General features: G+C 73.8%; 15 protein-coding genes and 1 pseudogene. 8 read left to right on the forward strand and 8 right to left on the reverse strand.

Annotated features, from left to right (window positions below):
* Positions 1 to 536: 536 nt before the first annotated feature.
* A complete protein-coding gene (locus ABZ842_RS18900; RefSeq protein WP_361537842.1) occupies positions 537 to 1,127 on the forward strand; it encodes a hypothetical protein in 591 nt (196 codons plus the stop codon).
* Here the strand turns inward: ABZ842_RS18900 and ABZ842_RS18905 are convergent.
* Positions 1,124 to 4,690: a serine protease gene (locus ABZ842_RS18905; RefSeq protein ID WP_361537843.1), complete on the reverse strand. Its 3,567-nt coding sequence runs from the start codon at positions 4,688 to 4,690 to the stop codon at positions 1,124 to 1,126. The genes ABZ842_RS18900 and ABZ842_RS18905 overlap by 4 nt on opposite strands.
* Before the next feature lie 87 nt (positions 4,691 to 4,777).
* Positions 4,778 to 5,158, reverse strand: a complete 381-nt coding sequence (locus ABZ842_RS18910; RefSeq protein WP_361537844.1) for a trypco2 family protein — start codon at positions 5,156 to 5,158, stop codon at positions 4,778 to 4,780.
* 116 nt (positions 5,159 to 5,274) lie between these two features.
* Here ABZ842_RS18910 and ABZ842_RS18915 point away from each other — a divergent pair, with 116 nt between their 5' ends.
* The 7 genes and pseudogenes from ABZ842_RS18915 (at position 5,275) to ABZ842_RS18945 (ending at position 11,209) form a co-directional block, all read left to right on the forward strand.
* Entirely contained in the window at positions 5,275 to 5,823 is a 549-nt protein-coding gene (locus ABZ842_RS18915) for a DUF6328 family protein (RefSeq protein WP_361537845.1), read from the forward strand.
* A 115-nt stretch (positions 5,824 to 5,938) separates the two neighbouring features.
* Positions 5,939 to 6,265: a plasmid stabilization protein gene (locus ABZ842_RS18920; RefSeq protein ID WP_361537846.1), complete on the forward strand. Its 327-nt coding sequence runs from the start codon at positions 5,939 to 5,941 to the stop codon at positions 6,263 to 6,265.
* 203 nt (positions 6,266 to 6,468) lie between these two features.
* On the forward strand, positions 6,469 to 7,269 hold the full coding sequence (locus tag ABZ842_RS18925; RefSeq protein ID WP_361537847.1) for a SigB/SigF/SigG family RNA polymerase sigma factor: 801 nt from the start codon (positions 6,469 to 6,471) through the stop codon (positions 7,267 to 7,269).
* A gap of 179 nt (positions 7,270 to 7,448) precedes the next feature.
* Positions 7,449 to 8,807, forward strand: a pseudogene (locus ABZ842_RS18930) (amidohydrolase); the annotation flags it as partial.
* 225 nt (positions 8,808 to 9,032) lie between these two features.
* On the forward strand, positions 9,033 to 9,305 hold the full coding sequence (locus tag ABZ842_RS18935) for a hypothetical protein (protein WP_361537848.1): 273 nt from the start codon (positions 9,033 to 9,035) through the stop codon (positions 9,303 to 9,305).
* Positions 9,306 to 9,389: 84 nt separating this feature from the next.
* Positions 9,390 to 9,878 (forward strand): MarR family transcriptional regulator, encoded by a 489-nt coding sequence (locus ABZ842_RS18940; RefSeq protein WP_361537849.1) that lies wholly within the window; start codon positions 9,390 to 9,392, stop codon positions 9,876 to 9,878.
* Positions 9,875 to 11,209, forward strand: coding sequence for an MFS transporter (locus ABZ842_RS18945; RefSeq protein ID WP_361537850.1), 1,335 nt, complete (start codon positions 9,875 to 9,877; stop codon positions 11,207 to 11,209). The genes ABZ842_RS18940 and ABZ842_RS18945 overlap by 4 nt, the downstream gene beginning before the upstream one ends.
* Positions 11,210 to 11,445: 236 nt before the next feature.
* Here ABZ842_RS18945 and ABZ842_RS18950 read toward each other — a convergent pair whose 3' ends face one another.
* The 6 genes from ABZ842_RS18950 to ABZ842_RS18975 are packed head-to-tail and all read right to left on the reverse strand — an operon-like array spanning position 11,446 to position 17,511.
* The gene (locus ABZ842_RS18950; protein WP_361537851.1) at positions 11,446 to 13,239 is read right to left on the reverse strand and encodes a gamma-glutamyltransferase; all 1,794 of its coding nucleotides are present in this window, start codon (positions 13,237 to 13,239) and stop codon (positions 11,446 to 11,448) included.
* Positions 13,240 to 13,261: 22 nt separating this feature from the next.
* Positions 13,262 to 14,131: a PhzF family phenazine biosynthesis isomerase gene (locus ABZ842_RS18955; RefSeq protein ID WP_361537852.1), complete on the reverse strand. Its 870-nt coding sequence runs from the start codon at positions 14,129 to 14,131 to the stop codon at positions 13,262 to 13,264.
* Positions 14,128 to 15,030 carry an LLM class flavin-dependent oxidoreductase gene (locus ABZ842_RS18960; protein WP_361537853.1) on the reverse strand — a complete coding sequence of 301 codons (903 nt, stop codon included), beginning with the start codon at positions 15,028 to 15,030 and terminating at the stop codon, positions 14,128 to 14,130. The genes ABZ842_RS18955 and ABZ842_RS18960 overlap by 4 nt, the downstream gene beginning before the upstream one ends.
* Complete coding sequence (locus ABZ842_RS18965) at positions 15,027 to 16,004, reverse strand: hypothetical protein (RefSeq protein WP_361537854.1); 978 nt, start codon at positions 16,002 to 16,004, stop codon at positions 15,027 to 15,029. The genes ABZ842_RS18960 and ABZ842_RS18965 overlap by 4 nt, the downstream gene beginning before the upstream one ends.
* Positions 16,001 to 16,480, reverse strand: coding sequence for a VOC family protein (locus ABZ842_RS18970; protein WP_361537855.1), 480 nt, complete (start codon positions 16,478 to 16,480; stop codon positions 16,001 to 16,003). Before ABZ842_RS18970 ends, ABZ842_RS18965 begins: the two co-directional genes overlap by 4 nt.
* Before the next feature lie 29 nt (positions 16,481 to 16,509).
* Positions 16,510 to 17,511: a class I SAM-dependent methyltransferase gene (locus ABZ842_RS18975; RefSeq protein WP_361537856.1), complete on the reverse strand. Its 1,002-nt coding sequence runs from the start codon at positions 17,509 to 17,511 to the stop codon at positions 16,510 to 16,512.
* Positions 17,512 to 18,044 lie beyond the last annotated feature (533 nt).

Genomic DNA, 18,044 nt, shown 5'->3' on the forward strand with positions numbered 1-18,044 from the left:
CGGTGCCAGGGCACGCGAGCCCAGCAAGATCCGTCAGAAGCGCCCTAGTCCTTGTCCGAAATCCGTACGGTCCCGAGCCGTGTCCCCGGTCGGGGCGCGGGCGGCGGGCCGCGGCAGTCCCGTACGGCATATGCAGCCGTTCACCCGCGGGGACAGAGCGCGGCACCCGAAAAGCGGATCTGACGCATCCGTATTTCCGTGTACGTGTGAGACTCCTGGTGCCCGCCGGATTTCCCGGAAAGCCCTTGCCGCACCGCCTTCCGGACATTCGCCAAGTCCAGGTTGACGCTGGGGTCCGCAAGGCCGGAACATGAATCGCGCCGCACAGGAAATCGCGGAAATTCCCGGCGCGTCAGTAAATCCCGCTCAATAGGCGGCAGTTACCCGCGGTCCTTCATGTCCGGGGTGACCAGGAGGAAGGTCACCCCCGATCCTGCTGCGCCGATGCGCCCATTTTTCGCGGCGCCGCGGTGAGTCGAAGCAATGGCGAATCCACTCATGCCCTTTTGCATCCCTTCTGCGTCAAGGAGAGATCCATGGCTGTGAACCGAAGAACCTCCGCGTCCCGCACGGCCCTCGCGGTCCTTGCCGTCGGCGCACTGGCGGCGGGCACCCTGGCCACCGGCGGCGCCGCGCAGGCCGTACAAACAGCACCGGTCTCCGGCGGCCCCTCGGGGCTCACCCCGAGCGTCGCGTCGCAGCACACCTTCACCGTCCCCAAGGGCGCCACCAGCTACCGCACGGGCACCGGCGCCGCCGGGGCCAGCATCGTGCGCACCGCCGCGCAGTCCCAGGTCGACATCAACTGCACCCTCACCGCGACCAACCCGTTCCGTTACTGGGGCGGCCCCTTCGGCGGCGGCGTACAGGGCATCGCCAGCGTGAGCTGCACCGGAACCGTCCAGCAGATCAGCGTCACCGTGGGCCTGTACCGCTACAACAGCCTGGTGAGCTCCCGGACCCGCTCCACGTACGCGAACCACATCGGCGGTGCGACCACCGAGTACCCCTACAGCGCCGGCCAGTACCAGACCGGCGCGGTCGGCACCGTGTACTTCCCCGCCGGCTACAACCCGCCGAGCGGGAGCTTCCCGCAGGTCAACAGCGCGATCGTGACCATCCTCTAGAACGGGTCCCCGTGCCGGGCAAGCCACGCCGCCGCCAGTCGTTCGGCGGGCTCGCGCCGGCTCGGAGCGAGGTCCTGCAGGGCGAGCAGTTCCCGCAGGACCCGGTGCGCCTTGCGCAGCGAGCCGTGCACGTCGAGCCAGCGCAGGGCGCAGTCCGCCGCCCGGTCCCGGCGCGACGCGTCGAGGGCCGGATGGCGCAGCACCCCGGCGAGGAGGGCGCCGGACTTCGTGGAGCGGTCGGCGGCCAGCCGGTCGAGGGCGATGTCGATGCCGATGCGCGCCTGGCCCACGGGGAGGTCCGTGCGGGTGAGGAAGGAGGCGAGCACCGAGCGCTGCGGCTTGCCCTCGTGCCGGGCCAGCCAGCCCAGGCTGACCTCGGCGACCGACCGCGCCTGCCCGGGCGTCAACCCCGAGGCCTGGCTGAGCAGTACGGCCATCAACGTATGGTCGTCCCCCCGGGCCGGCAGCGTCGTGCACCCGAGGTCGACGGCCCGTCGGAGCTGGTCGGACGGTAGATCGGGAACGTTCAGCAAGGGAGCGAGGAGCGCACCGAACGACTCGTGCTCCGGATGGTCGCCGAGCCAGGCGAGCGCGTGCGCGACGGCGGCGCGCACCTGCCGGCCGTCGAGTCGGTCGCGGTTGACGAGCAGCCGCAGGAGGACGGCCGGGGTCGACGGCCCGTCAGGGTCGGCGTCCAGGCGCGCCAGCAGGGAGCCCGCGGCTTCCGGCGCGCCCTCGTCGGTGAGCAGCGTGTGCAGCACCCGGGCGAGCGTCGAGGACTCCGCGGGGGTCTCTTCCACCCACTGCCTGGCCATGGCGAGCAGCCGCGGACGTAGCGCCTGCGGGCAGTCGTCCGAGGCCAGCAGCGCCCGCAGGACCCGGCCCCTGCTGGAATGCGTCCAGCTCTCGTCCAGCCAGTCCAGCGCCCAGCGGACCAGCAGTGCACGGTCCGCACCGGGGACGTCGTCGAGCTCCAACAGCACGCCCAGCGTCGGCCCGATGTTCGACTCCCGGCGCACCTCGGCGCGCAGCCAGCCGAGCACCCGCTGCACGAACGCCGACCGCGCAGCCGGCTCGACGCCCGGGCGCTGCAAGAAGGCGCGCACCACGGAGGCGACCTTGAAGGAGCGGTACGGCGACAGCCACGCCGACACTCCCGCGGCGACGCGCTCCCACCGCTCCTCGGGGTGGTCCATGCCGAGCAGCAGCTTCCACAGGACCGGGGTGTGCCGCCAAGAAGGTCTGGCGCAGACCCAGTCGAGAGCGGCTTCGACCACCAGGTCCCGCGTCCGCGCGGAGAGGTCGGTGCGCTCCAGCAGGGCCAGCAGCAGGTGCTCGGTGTCGGTCTGCCCACCCCGGCGCACCAGCCAGTCCACCGCGGCTTCGACCAGCCGAGAGGGAGGAGCGTCCATGCTGTGCAGCGCGGCCGTCAGGAACGGCCGAGCCGTGTGGGCGACCTCGGCGCGGGCCAGCCACGGCGCGACGAGCACGTCCCACGTGGCGGGGTCGAACCCCCGCCACGGTCCGCTCGTCACCATCGCCAACAGCGCCCGGCCGCCGTCCTCGCCGGCGTCCGCCAGCAGCTGCCCGAGCTGCTGCGCCCGAACCGTGAGCCACTCGGCGCAAAAGCGCTCCAATGCGGCGATCCGGTGGGTCGGGCCATGGGCCGTCAGATCCGCGGCGATCCGGCGCAGATGGCCTGTGAACACGGAGAACGTGGGTGCGTGCCGGGCCAGCGCGGCGAACAGCGCCCCGGCCGTGGCCGTGTCCGTGCCCCACCCGGGAGGCGGCATCAGCGACTGCAGCAGGAGCTCGTCGGTGACGATGTCGTGCACGGCGATCACCTGGTCGCCGACCTCGTCGAGCCACCCCAGGGAGAGCAGCGTGTCCACGACCCGCCGCCCGTCGAACGGTGCGGACGAGACGGCGGACGCCGTGGCGGAGGAGGCGAGGAAGGCGTCAACGGCGTGCTCCACCGTCCGCCGCGGCTGAGGGCTGGCCGCGACCGCGACGGTGAAGGCGAGCTGCCCGACGTCGGGGGCCGCGAAGGCCAAGGGGGACCCGCCGGGGTCGGCCTCCGAGGTGAGCGCGTCGCGCCGGATGCCTTCGCGCAGCCAGTCCAGCAGTTCACCCGGCCGCACCCCGGCCGCCGTCGCGGGGGAGCGGCGGGCCAGTCCCTGCTCCTCGATCGCCCGGGCGATCAGCAGTGCCGTCACCGGCCGCCGCCCGCAGAGCCGGACCAGCGCCGCGTCGCCCCAGCGGCGCACGGTCTCGGGCGCCGCGCACCGCACCACCCGGGCGATGACCGCGGACTGGTGCGCCCAGTCCTCCCGTACGAACACCTCGTCGAGGACGAGGGAGCTGCCGCGGCGCTGGACCGTGCGCAGGGACCCGGGGCGCACCGACGCCACGCACGCCAGCGTCACACCGCGCCGCCGTGCCTCCGGAAGCAGCTCGTCGGCGAGGACCCGCAGATCCACCTGCGGACAGGCGTCGAGGTAGTCCATCACCAGCAGGACCCGGCGGTGCCCTCCCAACAGCGCGGCCTGCGCCACGTCGTCGACGGTCACCGCGCTGTCGGGCTGTACGTGCAGCACGTGCCACCCGGCGCGGGACGCCCGCTGCGCCACCTCGAAGCAGGTCCGCGTCTTGCCCGAACCGGCCGGCCCGACCAGCAGCGCCCCGCGCGCGCCGGCGGACCCCAGCCGGGCGAACAGCCGGTCCGGGTGTGCCGCGTGGTCCGCTCCCGGGTCGACGAAGGGCAGCCGGTCCTGGTCGAGATAGCTGCGTCGCCCCAGCAGTCCGCGCACGACGTCGGCGTGGGCGCGTATCCGGCCACGGCCCACCGGCGCGTACGCCAGCGGCAGCAGGTGGTCCAGCGGCACCTGCTCCACCGCGTGCTCCGCGAGCAGCCGGGCGAGTTCGCCGTCGCGGTCGAGCCGGGCGAACCCGGTCGCGGTCAGGCTCGCCGCCCCGGACGGCACGTGATGGCTCGTGCACACGCCGACCAGGACGCCGTCGTGGGTGACGACGCCCGCGCCGGACACGCCCTGCCACGGGGAGCCGTCGGCCTGGCGCGGGGCGGGGCTGCTGAGGGCCAGCTCCATCTCGTCGCTCCCGAGGAAGGAGCCCAGCAGGATCGCCCCGGTCAGTTGGCGCGTGGTCGGCACCTGGTGGCGCGCCGCGTGGTCGGGGAAGCCGACGGCGACGAACGGCACCGATCCCACGGCGTCCGCGAGTACGCCCCACCGGGCCGGAGCGACGGCGGGCCCGCCGTCGGCGAGGACCAGCAGCGCCAGGTCCACGTCAGGCTCCCGGTGCCGCACCACGGCGGCGACGGGCACGCGTTCGCCCGCGAGCCCCGGCAGCCGCACCTCGTAGCGGTCGCCTTCGCTGTATCCGTCGCCGGGTCTGGGGAAGCCGTGGCCGGCGCAGATCACCAGGCGCGAGGCCAGGAGCCAGCCGGAGGCACTGAACCGGGGAGTGCCGCAAGCGTCGCGACGGACCACCATCGCCACCCGCTCCAAGGCCCGATCCCGGTGCACGGCGCTCAACTGGGACACGGCGACAGACTCGGCGACGGGCACGACAGCGGGCACGACAGCGGGCACGGACGAGGGCGCCACCGGCGGGTCGACTCAGCCACGGCGTCAGTCCTCCAGCACGGCCCCGCGCGCCGACTCCGTCAGGACCGGGCCGCCGTCGGCGGTCTCGGCAGTGAGCTCCAACGACACCGTGTGCGCCGTGGAGGCGCCCTCAGCGGCGCCGGCGCCGGCGGACAGCACCCAGAACTTCACCCCGCCCTGCGCCTCCTTCGACGTGGTCACCGCCACCTGGACGTCCAACCGCACCGACTGCACCCGAAACCGGATCGGCTGCCCCTCGCCGTCCGCCACCGCCTGCGCCAACTCGCCCCGGAGCGCCTTGATCGTCTGCGCCAGCCCGATCTCCACCGTGGTCCCCCTCTTTCCGGCCGTGCCCGCCGTCGACCGGTGCGTACGACGATGAGGCGGGGACGGCCCCGTGATCATCGGGCCATCGTAAGGGTCGGCCCCCGCGCGCCCGGCGCCCGCCCTGCCGGGTGCGGGAAGGCGTGCTGAGGTGGTGTCTGCCGCTGCCGGTGCGCCAGGAAGGGAGGCGGGACTCGGTGAACGACGGGAACGACGCGGACGACGAAGGCGGGGACCGGGACGAACGGGACCGGGGGCGGCACGAGACCGAGGAGGAGCGGGCGGACCGGCGCTGGGTCGAACTCCTCCAAGAGGTGCGGGTGACCCAAACGGGCGTACAGATCCTCTTCGGCTTCCTGCTGACCGTCGTCTTCCAGCCGCGCTTCATCACCCTGTCCGAAACGGATCGGACCATCTACGTCGTGACCGTCTTCCTGGGCGCCGCCGCGACCGGCGCGCTCGTCGGACCGGTCGCGCTGCACCGGATGCTCACCGGCCGGCGGGTCAAGCCGCAGACCGTGGACTGGGCCTCCCGGCTCACCGTCGTCGGCCTGGTGTTGCTGCTGTGCACCATGGTCTGTGCCCTCCTGCTGATCCTCAGGGTCGCCCTCCACAACTCCCTCGTCACCTGGCTGGTCCTTCCCATGGCGCTCTGGTTCGTCCTGTGCTGGTTCGCCCTGCCGCTGTGGACCCGGGCGCACCACGCCTCTCCCGCGGACGGGAAGCGGAGCTCCGGTCACCCGTAGGGGTGGCGGTGCGCCGCCGGCCGGGCCGTGGCCGTTGCGGGCCCTGGCACGGCGCGGCCCACGGTGGTGGGAGCGCGGGACACCACCGTCGCGCGCAGGACGAGGAGGAACGGACGTGCCGCGAGGCTCCAGCGCCAAGAGGGAACGGCAGTACCAACACGTCGAGGAGTCCGCGCGCAAGCGCGGCGAGTCACCGCGCAGGGCGCAGGAGATCGCCGCCCGCACGGTCAACAAGGAACGCGCCCGCGCCGGGGAGTCGAAGACCGCCAGCCGGACCTCGCTGCGCGACCCCAAGTCTGCCTCCCAGCGCGGGGGACAGCGCTCCCACAGCGGGGCGCAGGGCCCCACCAAGGACCAGTTGTACGAGGAGGCGAAGAAGCGCAACGTCGAAGGCCGGTCCACGATGAACAAACAGCAACTCGCCCGAGCCCTCGGGCGCTGAGACCGACCGGCGGCGGGCGGAGCGGGGGTTTGCGCCGGTGTCGGCGGGGCACGCGCGCAGTACGTGCTTCCGAACGCAGGCACGGCCCGCCGGGGCCGGACGCAGCCGGTCCGTACGGCCGGCGGGCGCGGCCGACCGCGCCCGACCAACCACCGGCGCCCCGCGGGCCAGCACCGTGACGCCGACTCGTTGGAGCAGGTCTCATGAGCACGCCCGCCACCCGTGCCGCACGGCGAACCCGTCCGCACGACGACGCCCCCGACACCACCACCGCCTTCCACCGACTCGCCGCCCTGCCCCGGGGGCGCGAGCGCGACCGGGTCCGGGAGGAGGTGACGAAGGCGTGGCTGCCGATGGCGCACCGCATCGCCGCCCGCTACCGCAGCAAGGGCGAGCCGATGGAGGACCTGCGCCAAGTCGCGGCGCTCGCCCTGGTGAAGGCCGTCGACCGCTACGACCCGAGCCGGGGCAGCGCGTTCGAGAGCTTCGCCGTACCCACCATCACCGGCGAGGTGCGCCGCCACTTCCGCGACCACTCCTGGGCGCTGCACGTCCCGCGCCGCATCCAGGAGGTGCGCAACCGCGTGCGCATCGCCCACCAGGAGCTGAGCGCGGGCGGCCACGAGCCCGCCGCCGCCGACATCGCGCACCACGCGGAGTTGGACGAGTGCGAGGTACGAGAAGGGCTGCGGGCGCTGCACTCCCACACCGCGCTCTCCCTGGACGCGCCGCTGGGCACGGCGCCCGACGGGGTGTCCGCCCTGGCCGACACCCTCGGCGAACCGGACCCCGGCCTGGACACGGTCGTCGACCGGGAAGCGGTCAGACACCTCATCGCCCGCCTCCCCGAACGGGAACAGCACATCCTCTACCTGCGCTTCTTCCGGGACATGACGCAGGCGGGCATCGCCGCCGAGTTCGGGCTCTCCCAGGTCCACGTCTCCCGCATCCTCACCGCCACCTGCCGCGAACTGCGCCGCAAGGCGCTGGGCGGCGCACCGTGAACGACGGCCCGCCGACCACCCGCCGTCTGTGAACGATGGGTGAATGACGCGTCCTCGGTGCCGCTGTGGCGCAAGGGAAGAGCCATGCTGTCCGGGGCCCGGCCGCGGGGAGGCCCGTCGGTCCGGGAGCGCTCCACCCCCGACGGGGTTCGCCCCTGACGAGGAGAGTGACCATGCGCATGGACCACGAGGCCGCCGGCAACACCGCCTTCACCCGCCGCAGACTGCTCGCCGCCACCGGCGCCGTCGGTGCCGCACTCGCCACCGGCGCCGCCGCGACCGTCCCGGCCCCCGCCGGCGCCGCCGAAGTCCGGGCCGGGCCCCGCCCGCTGGTGCTCACCGCGGCCACCAACGGCGCCGCCAGCCCGTCGCCCACCGGCGGCGGGCTGATCGCCGAAGTGCAGAGCGTGCTGTGGTCGGTGCCGCCCGACGAGGGCAGGGCGCGGGCCCTGACGCCGGCCGGCCTGGAGCCCAACCGCCCCGTGCACTCCCCGGACGGCCGCTCGGTCGCGTTCGCCGCCTACCGGGACGGCGGCTTCCACCTGTGGACCGTACGGACCGACGGCACCGGGTTGCGCCGCCGCACCGACGGGCCCTTCGACGACCGCGGCCCCGCCTGGTCGCCCGACGGAACCCGGCTCGCCTTCGCGTCCGAACGCGGCGGGGACCCGGTCACCGGCAGCCCGTACCGCATCCACGTGCTGGACCTGCGCAGCGGGAAGACGACCCGGCTCACCGGACTGCCCGACCAGGACGGACCCCACCAGGACGGCGCCTTCGAGGACTTCGATCCCACCTGGTCGCCGGACGGGCGGCGGATCTGGTTCGTCCGCGCCCGGGGCACCACCACGGCCACCGGCGTCGCCCTGGACGCGCGCACCGTCGCCTCGGTCCCCGCCGACGCCGCCGGCCCCGTCACCGTCGAACACACCGAGACGACGGCCGCACAGATCATGACCCCGGCACTCGGCCCCGGCGCCGGCCGCGCGCTGCTCGCGTACCTGCGGACCACTCCGCAGCCGGCGGGCTCCTGCACCCTCGTCGTCGACGGCCGCCCGGTCGCCGTCGCAGGGGACGTCGCACCCGTGCCCCCGCGCTGGACCCCCGCCGGGGAACTGCTGCTCACCGTGGACGGCCGGTTCACCTTCGTACTCCCCACCGAGCCCGAGCGCCCGCGGACCGTCCCGTTCGCTGGTGTGCTGCCCGTCCAGCGGCCCGCGTACCGGGTCAAGAAGTACGACCTGGGCGAGGCGAGGACCCGACCGGTGCGCGGGATCCACCTGCCGGCGCTGTCGCCCGACGGCCGGCAGATCGCGTTCGCCGCGCTGGGCGCGCTCTGGCTCGGCAACACCTCCGGCGGCCCGCCGACGAAGCTGCGCCAGTCGCCCCCCGGGCGCTACCTCCTGGGGCCCGTGTGGGCGCGCGACGGCCGCTCCCTGCTGTACGGCGACGACCGCGACGGGCTCCTCGGGATCTACCGGCGCGACCTGGCCACCGGCGCCGAACGCGCGCTCGCCACCGGCGGTCGGATCTTCCCCGGGCGGCTCGGCGCCGACGAGGAGGAGCGCTGGCGCGAGGTGGGACGACTGATGCGGCGGGACGCCTGCTGCGGTCCCGACGCCTGAGGCCGGGGCCGCCGGGCGGAGCTGATTCCGCCCGGCGGCCCTGTCGTTCACCAGCGGTTTTCACCTAACTCTTACAGCGGTGACACATCGTGCGCCCGCGTGCCACGATCCCCCCCCACCACGCACTGGGGGGAACTGATGCACCAGCAGAAATACGTGAACAAGCGCGGGGCGAACCACACGCTCCACCTCGTCCTGTCGATCTTCACCTGCGGGCTCTGGGCGATCACCGGCTGGCCGATCGCCGCCGCCATGGGGCGCAAGACCGTGACCACCGTGCCCGTCGCTTCGCCGCCGCACCAGCAGGCGCCCGGCTATCCGCAGCACCCCCACCCCGGGTACGGACTGCCGCAGCAGCAGCCCGGGTGGGGGCAACAGCCGGGCGGGGAGGGGCCTGCCCCTCGACAGTGACGCCACCGACGGCGCTGAAGCGGCTACGGGGCGGTCCCCGGAAATTGCCTCGGAGAGATGTGGCAGCGCTGTTATATTAGCGCTGTGACACCTACTGATCCCACGGTGCTGCCCGACCCCTGGCAGTCGTTGCACCGACTTCTGGCCGACATGGACGCGGAGATCGAGCAGATCTACCTGGCCCGCGGCATCCAAGGGGTGCGACCGCGGTTCGCGTATCCGCTCATCCGGCTCGCGCACACCGGACCGCTGACCATCCGCGAACTCGCCCGCTCCCTGGACCGCTCGCACTCCGCGGTCAGCCAGACCGTCGCCGCGATGCGCAAGGAGGGACTGGTCACCTCCGAACCGGGGCCGGCCGACGCCCGCACCCGACAGATCGACCTGACCGAACGCGGCCGGAAACTCGTGCCGTTCCTGGAGGCCGAGTGGCGGGCCACCCACGCGACCGTCGCCGAGTTGGACGCCGAGGTGCCGCACGCGATGACCGCGGTCGTCCGGGAGGTGCGGCGCGCACTGGAGCGTCGGCCCATGCGCCAGCGGATCCTCGACCACCTCGAAGAGCCGCGATGAAGCGGCGGATACGGTTCCTCGACGTCCGGCCGCTGCGCGAGAGCCGCCCCTTCCGCGATCTGTGGATCGGTACCTCGGCCTCCCAACTCGGCGCGCAGATCACCACCGTGGCGGTGCTGGCCCAGGTCTGGGAGCTGACCGGCAGCCCGGTGGGCACCGGCGCCATCGGGCTCGCCGTCGGGCTGCCGATGGTGGTGTTCGGGCTGGTCGGCGGAGTGTTGGCGGACGCGGTCGACCGCCGTGCCATCGTCCGGGCGACCACCGTCGGGCAACTGCTGGTCGCCGTCGGGCTCTGCGCCCAGGCCGCGGCGGACAACCGCAACGTCCTGCTGCTGTTCGTGCTCGTCGCCCTCGGCAGCACGTGCAGCGCGCTCGGCGCACCCGCCCGGCGCACCTTCCCCGTCCGACTGCTGCCGGCCGACCAGGTCGCCTCCGGACTCGCGCTGGCGAACGTCTCCTTCCAGGCGGCCATGCTCGTCGGGCCGGCACTGGCCGGGGTGACGATCGCACGCTGGGGCTTCTCGGCCGCCTACGCCGCACAGGCCGTGGCCGTCGCACTCGCGATGATCGCGGTGCTCCGCATGCCGGCCATGCCCCCCGAAAGCACCGCAGCCACCGGAGCCACCGGAACCTCCGCAGCGGCCCGCGGCACGGCCAGGCGTCGGCCGGAACGCGGCGGCTGGCGCGTCCTCTTCAACCGGCCCACGCTGTGGGGTTCGCTGGCCACCGATCTGGCCGCGACGCTGCTCGCCATGCCGATCGCGCTCTTCCCCCTCGTCAACGAGGTCCGCTTCGGGGGCGATCCGCAGACGCTCGGACTGTTCCTGACGGCCGTCGCGGTCGGCGGCATCACGGCCGGCCTGTTCTCCGGCACGGTCACGCGCTGGCGCCGCGCCGGCCTGGTCCAACTGACCGCCGCGGCGGGGTGGGGCCTGGCACTGGCCGGCTTCGGCCTGGCCGAACCCCTGTGGCTGACGCTCGGCTGCCTCGCCGTCGCCGGCGCGGCGGACACCGTGTCGGTGATCACCCGCGGCGCGCTGGTCCAGTTGGAGACCCCCGACGCCTACCGGGGGAGGGTGTCCTCCGCGGAGCACGTCATCGGCGTCGCGGGCCCCGAACTCGGCAACTTCCGCGGCGGACTGCTGGCGTCGGTCACCTCCGCGCCGTTCGCCCTGGTGACCGGCGGGCTGTCCGCGGTGGTGGCTGTCGCGGTGGTGGCGGCGGTCAACAAGCCGCTGCGGGCTTATCGCATCCCGCCTGATGGGGCGTCCACGGCTGCGACGTCCACGGCAGCGCCTGACCCGACAGCCCCCGCGGCGACCTCGTCGTGACGGTTGGACATAGCCGCCGTTCCCCTGCGGGAGCGTTGGCCTCCACCGGCCGGTGGTGGGCTGATCGCGCAGTTCCGCCCCCTGTGCCCTGCGGGCAGGCGCAGAACGGGTTTTAGGGGCGCGCGGAACTGCGCGACAAGCCACAGACGGGTCGCAGACGCCTCAGTACAGCGCGCCGCACGGCGAAACCGCGCTTGCCGGGCGCGCCAGGGCAGAGGGGACCTCGCGGGGTGCGGCTAGCGGGCCACCGCGTACGCCTGTTCGCCGCGGGGGCTCGCCGCGGCGAGCACGCCGCCGTGCGCGTCGACCCCCGTCGCGCAGACCTTGCCCAGCGACAGCGGCGCCACCACCTTCGGCCGGTGCCCGCGTCGCCGCAGCTCCGCCAGGGTTTCGGGGGCGAAGCCGTCCTCCACCACCAGGGTCAGCGGGTCCGCGCGGCGCGGGGTGAACGACGTCGGCACGTGGTCCGTGTGGAAGGTCCGCGCCTCCACCGCGGCCTGGAGGCCCATGCCGAAGTCGACGTGGTGGACGAAGAAGTTCAAGGTCCACTGGTCCTGCTGGTCCCCGCCCGGCGTGCCGAACGCCAGCAGGGGTCGGCCGTCGCGGAGCACCAGCGTCGGACTCAGCGTCGTACGGGGCCGCTTGCCCGGGGCGAGGGTGTTGGGGTGCCCCTCCTCCAGCCACGCCATCTGCCCCCGGGTGCCCAGCGGGAAGCCCAGCCCGGGCACCACCGGGGAGCTCTTCAGCCAGCCGCCGCTGGGGGTGGCGACGATCATGTTGCCGTCCCGGTCGGTGGCGCTGACGCACGTCGTGTCGCCCTTGGCCGCGGTGCGCTGGAGCACGGCGGGGATGCCGTCGCCCAGTTGGTGGAGCCAGTCCGGCTCGCCCGGCACGGGGGCGAGGTCACGTACCGGCGGGATCCACGGCTTGCGGCCACCGGGCGCCCCGGGCCGCAGCTCCTGCGAGGCGTGCGGGCCGATCAGCGCCCGACGGGCCGCCGCGTAGGAGGGGTCCAGGAGGTCCCGTACGGGTACGTCGGCGTGGTCCGGGTCCCCGTACCACGCCTCCCGGTCGGCGAAGGCGAGCTTCGCGGCCTCCACCACGGTGTGCAGGTGGTCCGCGCTCCCGTACCCGGTCGCGGCGAGGTCGAAGCCCTCCAGCAGGGCCAGTTGCTGGAGGAACACCGGGCCCTGGGACCAGGGGCCCGCCTTGTGGACCTGGTGGCCGCGGTAGTCGTAGGTCAGCGTGGGCTCGCTGCCGGCCCGCCAGGACGCCAGGTCGGCGCCGGTGAGCAGCCCGCGGTGGCGCCGGCCGGTGGAGTCGATCGCCTCCGTGGTGGCCGTGAAGCGGTCGATCGCCTCGGCGACGAAGCCTTCGTAGAAGGCGGCGACGGCCGCGTCCGCCTGGCCCGCGCGGTCGGCGGTGGCGGCCTTGGCCTCGGCGAGGATGCGCTGGAACACCGCGGCCAGCGCCGGGTTGCGCATCCGCGCCCCGGGCGCCGGGGCCTTCCCGTCGACCAGGAACGTGCGCCCCGACTCGGTCCACTCGTCGCGGAAGAGCGGAGCCATCGTCTCGATCATGGCCGCGGCCTTCGGCAGCAGCGGATAGCCGTCGGCGGCGTACCCGATCGCGGGTTCGAGGACGTCCTCGACCCGCAGCCGCCCGTAGTCGCGCAGCACGTGCATCCAGGCGCCGAAGGCGCCCGGGACGCACGCCGCCAGCAGCCCGGAGCCGGGCACGGCGGCCAGACCGAGGTGTCGGAACGCCGCGGGGGTCGCGGCCCGCGGCATCGGGCCCTGGCCGCAGACGACCCGGGTGCGCCCGCTCGCCGCCTCGTACACCAGGATCGGCACGTCCCCGGCCGGCCCGTTCAGATGCGGCTCGACGACCTGGCACACCAGCGCCGCGGCGACGGCCGCGTCGAAGGCGTTGCCTCCGCGGTCGAGCATCGCCATCCCGGTCGCGGAGGCCAGCCAGTGCGTGGCGGCGACGGCGCCACGGGTGCCGTGGAGTTCGGGGCGGTGCAGCACGAAGGGTCCTCCCGGGTGGTGGTCAGCGGGGCGGTGCGGGCGGGACGGCGATGGTGCCGGTGGCGACCGGTGTGACGTCGCCGGTCGCGCTGCCTTCTACAGGGCGGCCGTTCACCAGGGTGATCGTGCACCCGAGCAGCGCGTCCCGGGGCGTTTCGACACCCTGGTGAACGGTGTACGCATGGGTGCCGTCGCGCGCCGGCAGCCGCCCGGTCGCGGTCAGCCACAGGCCGAGCGCGGTGGCGACCGGTGCGCACGCCGGGTCCTCGGGAATGCCGAAGCCGGGGGCGAACAGCCGCGCCCGCACGGTCCGGCTCCCCGGGTCCCAGGCGAAGACGCACAGCGCGCCGAGGCCGTCGGCCGCCATCTGCGAGAGGTTCGGTCGGGCCCGGGCCAGGCCAACGTCCCGTACGGGCAGGAGGGCGAAGCCGGCCCCGAAGCCGGTGGCGAGCGCCGGGTCGTCGGTGGCGTCGCCGCGGTCCAGGCCGGCGGCGGCCAGCAGCGGCCCCGGATCGAGGGCGCGCGTGGTCACCGTGCCGCGGCTGACGAGGGTGGCGCCCGCGGCGGTCGCGGACAGGCTCTGGCGTCCGCCGCCGCACCCTTGGACCGCGTCCCCGGCCGGCAGCAGCCCGAGCCTGACCAGCGTCGCCGCGGTGCCCACTGCGCTGTGGCTGCCGTGGGGGGACTCGCCGCCGGGTTGGAAGACCCGTACGCGATAGTCCTCCTGTGCGTCGGCGGCGGGCAGGACGAACGCGGTCTCGGCGGCGTGGAACTCGGCGGCGAGCACCGTCATCGCGCCCTCGCCCAGCCCGGCGGCGTCCGGGACGACCGCGAGCGCGCTGCCCGCGAAGGGGCGGCTGGTGAACATGTGGACGATCTCGTAGGGAATCACCCGTGGCCCTCCGGCTTCAGCACGGCGCCGGCGATCTCCTCGATGACCTCCGGTCGCCCCTGGTAGGGGAAGTCGGGGCGGGGCCAGTGCTGGACGACGTCGGTGAAGCCGAGTTCGGCGAACCGCCCGCAGGCGTCGACGTAGGCGTCCGCCGACGTGGAAACCCCGCTGATCATCGCGCCCGTGACGACCAGCCGGCGCAACGTGGCGGGGTCCCGCCCGACGGCGGCGCAGGCCGCGTCCACCGCGTCGACCTGCTGCGCGAGCTGCGGCAGGGCCTGCTCGTAGGGCAGCGGCTCACCCCACCCGGGGCGGCCCGCGGTGATCCAGACGTCGGCGTGCCGGGCCGCCAGCGAAAGGCCGCGCGGGCCGATGGCGGCGACGGCCAGCGGCACCCGGGGCCGCTGTGCGCAGCCCGGGTTCACGGCCGCGTCGCGACAGCGGAAGTACGTGCCGTCAAAAGTGGTGGCGGGCTGCGTCAACAGCAGCTCGGTCAGGTGGACGAACTCGGCGAAGCGGTCGGCCCGTTCCGACGGCGTCGGCACGCGCGCGCCCAGCGCCTCCTCGTCGTGGCCGCCGGCGCCGGCACCGAGACCGCACACCAGCCGGCCCCCGGCGATGTCGTCCAGGGTCACGATCTCCTTGGCGAAGGGGACCGGATGGCGGTAGGCGGGGGTCGCGACCATCGTGCCCACGGTGATGCGGCTGGTGGCGGCAGCCGCGGCGGCGAGCGTGGGAACCGCGCCGAACCAGGGGCGGTCCCGCAGCCAGCGCCAGCTGAGGTGGTCGTACGTCCAGGCGTGGTCGAAGCCGAGTTCCTCGGCGCGCAGCCAGTGGCGCCGGGCCGTCTCCCAGCGGTGCTCGGGCAGCAGGACCACGCCGTGGCGCAGGGCCTTCACCGCACCCGCCCCGTCGCGCCCCGCCCCGTCGCTTCCTGGACGGGGCCGCGCCCGGCCGCCAGCGCCGCCGTGCGGACCAGGGCCGGGACCAGGTCCTGCTCGCACTGCGCCACCGCGGGGTCGCGCAACTCCTCCGGCACCGGGTCCGGGTCCTCGCCGACGTCCGGATACAGGCCGTTGGTCGCCAGGTCGATGGCGATCGCCTTCTGCCGGCGCAGCAGCTGCGCGGTCACGTCCAACGGGGTCACCGGCGCGCGCAGCGTGAGGAAGTAGCAGTCGAAGACGGCGCCCCACGTGCGGTGGCTGCCGACGTCGCCCTCCAGGACGGCGTGTTGCAGCAGTGAGCGGCCCTGGTCGACCAGCTTGGAGGCCACCCCCAGGTGGATCCGGTTGGTCAGCGCGATCTCCCGCAGCAGGGCGGGCGCCCGCGAGAGGACGACCGGCGGTGGTCTGCGGCCCCGGAACAGGCTCCGTACGGCCGGGTAGTCCGGCGCCCAGGTGCCGCTGAACTTGTTGTGCTGGCGGTACATGCTGGGGCGGATCGTGCGTTGGTAGACGGTCCGGGTGCTGGAGCCGGTGTACAGGAGCATGCCGCAGTACGCGCGGACGTACTCGGTCAGGCGTACGGCGGCGGCGTCCTGGTCACCGGTGCCGTCGGCGACGTCGGCGAGGGCGTCGGCGAGCAGCCGCCAGATGACGAACGAGACGTGGTGCCCGACCATCCAACGGAACCAGAAGAGCTGTTCGAGCGAGTCGGCGTCCACGGGGTCCGTCGTGCCGAACCCCCGGTGCGCCTCGTCGAGGAAGCGGTCCACGGCGTCCCGCGCCGCGGCGGGCAGGGCGCCGGCCGGCAGGGTGACGGAGCGGTGCGGCGCGGGGAGCGCCAGGGGCTCAAGGGCGTACGGGTAGTCGCCGAAGTCCCAGCCCGGACGGTCGGAGAAGCCCAGGGCGGCCTGTGCTGACGAGCTCTTCACTGCGCTCCTCCCGGGACGTGGGTGAACTCGAATTCGAGGCCGTTGACGTCGTAGAAGTAGAAGCTCTCGACGCCGCCTTCGTCGACGACGACCTCGGTGGGGCCCTCGCTGCGGGCGAAGGCGAAGCGGCCGGATTCGAAGACGTCCCACCAGCGGCGATGACGGGCGCGCAGCTCCGCAGACGAGGACGCGACGAGACAGACGTGTTGGAACCGGGGACCGGCGGGCGGCGGCGCGTCGCCGGCGGCGCCGTCCACCCCGTCGTCGTACTCGAAGACGTGGAACCGCACCCCGTCCGCCTCCAGTTCGGCCATCGCGACGATGCCGGGGAGCCTGCTGCGGGTCAGCGGCGAGAACACGTCGGTCGACCAGGTCGGCCGACAGCCGAAGTACTCCCGGTACCAGGCGACGCAGTTGGCCAGGTCGGCGGTCTGCACGGCGATGTGGTGCAGTCGGGGCGCGGCGGGCGGGGGCACGGTCATCCCTTCGGTCGGCGTGCGACGGATCAGAGCTGTTCGAGCTCGTAGATCACTTCTCCGACCGCGACGTCGATCGCGTGCTTCTTCCGCAGCCGCCAGCCGCCCTCGGCGAAGACCGACTCCCAGTCGGCGGCCTGCGGGATGAAGGTGCCCATCAGGTCGTGGGCGACCTCGAACCCCAGGGTGAAGACTGGCAGGTCGCGGTCGGCGACGCCCACCGTGCGGGTGGCGTCGCCCAACAGGAACCGCCGGGTGCCGGGGAAGAGGGTGCGCAGCCGTTGCAGCGTGCCCACGCAGGCGGACCTGGGCCAGAAGTCGTGGCCCATCATGAAGCAGGTCACCAACTCCACCTCGGCGAAGTCGTCGCGCGCCGGCATCTCCCGGACGTCCGCCCGGACGAAGGACACCCGGTCCGCCAGCCCCGCGGCGTCCGCTGCCGCCGCGGCGACTTCGAGGGACGGCCCGGCGATGTCGATGCCGAGCCCGCGGGCGCCGGGGTGGCGGCGTAACACCTGTAACAGGCGCTCGCCGCTGCCGCAGCCCAGGTCGGCCACCAGGGCCGGCTCGAAGTCGAGCCCGGCCAGGGCCTCGTCGAACCAGGGGTCGTAGCAGAACGAGCTGATCTCCCGGCAGGCCAGGGCGATCGCGGCGCTGTCGCGCTGGTAGAAGTCGCCCGTGCGGTTCCGCTCGGGCAACAGCTCCGGCATCCGGCGGAAGAGGTCGCCGCAGCCCCGGGAGAGCCAGTGGAAGAACGAGCGCGTGCGGTACGCCTCTTCGAAGTTCCGCGCCGGGGTGACCTTGTCGTCGACGCGCTCGACGATGTCGACCGCGGCCAGGGCGCGGAAGAGGCCGGTCGTCGCCGCCACGTCGAGCCGCCGCTCGCCGGCGAACGCCGTGACGTCGAGCGCCCCTTTCGACTTCAGTTCGTCCAGGGCGCCCAGTTCCCACGCGGCGCTGAGCGCCGAAGCCGCCACGGCCGAATTGTAGATGTGGGCCACCGCTCTTCTTTCGGTACCTTCGATCGTCATGCCCGCTCGCTCCCCCCAGGTCACCGTGCAGATGGGTCAGGGAATTCGCCGTGCGAAGAACTCGCTGTGCGAAAGCAACACTGTGCAGAGAAACCGTGCCGTGCGGAAGAGCCGTGCGGAAAGAACTTCCGTGCAGAGAGAGCAGAGAAAGCAGAGAAGCAGAGAAACGGTGCCCGCGGACGGTCGCCGTCGCTGAACTCCGGCGCCCGGAAGGCGGCGACCGGATTTCTCCCCTCGCGGTGTGACGACCGTGTGCGGGCAAGTGACAGGATGCCCATGGCACGTGCCCTTGTCGAGGGGGCGGCCCGCCCTCGGGCGCCGGGGCCCTTCGCATGACCACGGTGAACACGGGGGTTGCCCTTCGTGGGACCTCAGGTCACACTATGTCCACTTCTTCGCCCGTGACCGCCTTGGGAGACGGCTGCCGCCGTCGTCAGAACGGGGAACGCAGTGACACGCGAAACACCGCATCGAGGTGAGCGCGCACGGGGCGGGAACTCTCCGCGGCCGGCCCGACCGGACCTCCGCACGGG

This window comes from Streptomyces sp. NPDC047315 (assembly GCF_040643215.1).
In the GTDB taxonomy this organism is placed as follows: Bacteria; Actinomycetota; Actinomycetes; order Streptomycetales; family Streptomycetaceae; genus Streptomyces.